This is a genomic window from Gilliamella sp. Bif1-4 (assembly GCF_001690535.1).
Lineage (GTDB): Bacteria > Pseudomonadota > Gammaproteobacteria > Enterobacterales > Orbaceae > Gilliamella > Gilliamella bombi.
This window is the reverse complement of the sequence record NZ_LZHC01000043.1, coordinates 1-2,138: the sequence shown is the minus strand read 5'-3', so window position 1 is coordinate 2,138 and position 2,138 is coordinate 1. Positions and strand designations below refer to the sequence as shown.

The 2,138-nt window shown below is 33.6% G+C and carries 1 protein-coding gene and 1 pseudogene; one reads left to right on the top strand and one right to left on the bottom strand.

What is annotated here, in order from left to right:
* Positions 1-786, top strand: a 786-nt coding sequence (locus A9G25_RS06630; RefSeq protein WP_176701087.1) for a sulfatase-like hydrolase/transferase, incomplete at its 5' end; no start/stop codon positions are given.
* A gap of 351 nt (positions 787-1,137) precedes the next feature.
* Here A9G25_RS06630 and A9G25_RS06625 read toward each other — a convergent pair.
* Positions 1,138-1,992, bottom strand: a pseudogene (locus A9G25_RS06625) (IS3 family transposase); the annotation flags it as partial.
* Between the last annotated feature and the right edge of the window lie 146 nt (positions 1,993-2,138).

The window sequence follows — 2,138 nt, the reverse complement described above, 5'->3', positions numbered from 1 at the left end:
TGTATTATCCCAAATAGCCACTCAGCAGCTGCTTTAACCCGGGATTCTATACCAATGACGCTTTCATTCAATGTGCCCGAAAGTAATGATAATTTATTTGATAATAAATCGATTATTGAAATGGCTAAGTTCAATCATTACAAAACCTATTGGTTAGCATCAGCTGGGCAACGAATTCAAGGTACATTTAATACTAAATATGGCTTTATTGCGCGTAAAAGCGATGTTATCAATTTTAGTGAAGATCTTTTGGATATCCATTTAAGTCAATTATTGGAAGACACTCTACAAAAAGATAATTCTCCAAGAAAATTTATTTTTGTGCATTTGCGCGGTAGCCACCAACCCTATACAAAAGGTTATGATGAAGTTGATAAGCTGGCCTTACCTGACGTCGAAGCATATGATTTAACTATTCATCACACCAACCGTACAATCAAAGCATTATATGATGTTATCAATAAATATAGTAACAACTATACCGTTATTTATACTTCGGATCATGGCGAAATTGTGAATGTGGGGCATGGTATAGGTGACAACATTGACCAGTTTCTAATCCCTTTTATGTTTATATCAACCAATCAGCGATATAATTGCCAATTTATTGAATCGTTTCGGGGACCAAATGGTTATTTAAGTGGGCTTATGAATAAATATATTCTTTCTAATCTTTTAGGTTATGAGATTGATCCGGCTATCCTTGACAAAGAAAAAAATAATGATCGGATTTTTATGCCAAACAGTAGTGTCATGCCTTTTTTAGAAGTACTTAACAAGCATTAATTTGTGCTTACTACACGTTGAGGAATTGATAGGAATCGACTATAAATTTTATATGAAAATATTATAAAAGGGGCACTAAACGCCCCTGTTTTTGCTATTAAATACTAGTCTATAATTTATTATCAACAGTGTACTTTTCAGAGCAACTAAAAAATACATTATTGAACACATAAAGTTTTTTACGTGTATATTAAACTTAAACAATGAATTCTGTGACTAGAAATACACGTTTTAACAACAACTTTAACCGAATGAATTATAATAACTTTTATAATCTTATTACTTACACTTTAATAAATCTATAATTAATTTAAAAACATTTGAATGGAATGGTGGAATGGCAACACATTTTCAAACAAAAAAATTAAGGGGTAAGTGTTTTTTAAATTCAACGGGAGGCAAGTAGCCTAACGAAGAATGTAATCGTTTATGATTATACCAATAGGCATAAGCCGAAAAAGCGCGTTGTAACTCAGCCGTTGAGTTGAAACGTTGGCCTTTTACAAATTCCGTTTTAATTGTTTTAAATGTCGCTTCCGCTACCGCATTGTCATATGGACACCCTTTCTTGCTTAATGAATGCATGATATTAAATGTCTTAAAACAATCCGCTAATAACCGATTATCAAACTCTTTACCGTGGTCTGAATGAAATAAATCTAATTTTGATAATGGTTGTTTAATTTGGCTTAATGCCGACATAACAAGCTCTGCTGTTTTATGTTGACCAACATGGTAACCGACAATTTGCCTATCGGATAAGTTCACTAAAACACATAAATAGTTCCAACGTTGCTTAACTTGAATATACGTTAAATCCGCAACAACAATTTGTTTTTTATCACCTACATCAAATTGTCGTTGCAGGTGATTTTCTGTGGCGGTTTCATTCACTTCCGTATTGTGAGATTGATAACGTTTAACGGTGTATTTTGATACCAGCAATAAGGCTTTCATCACCCGAGCAATGTAACGGCGTGACACCCAAATATTCTCTTTCTGTAAATCAAAACGAATTCGTCTTGTACCATAAGACTGATAGCTCTGATTAAATAGCGTCACGATTTTATCGGCATAAAGCCCTACTGATTTTTGTCTATTCAATTTACACTGATAATAAGCATAATGTCTTGATAATCCTAAATATTGACATAGCTTTGTTATGCTATAACGATGTCGATTTGCTTTTAGGATAGCGATTTTCGCCCTATTATCAGTGCTGCTTGCTTTAGAATATCGTTTTCCATACGGAGTTGTTTAAGCTCTTTACGCAACGCGATTAACTCTTGTTCTTGTGGACTGCGATTATCTTTTGTTTTAAATGAGCCGCTTTGGCTTGCTTGCGTTATCCA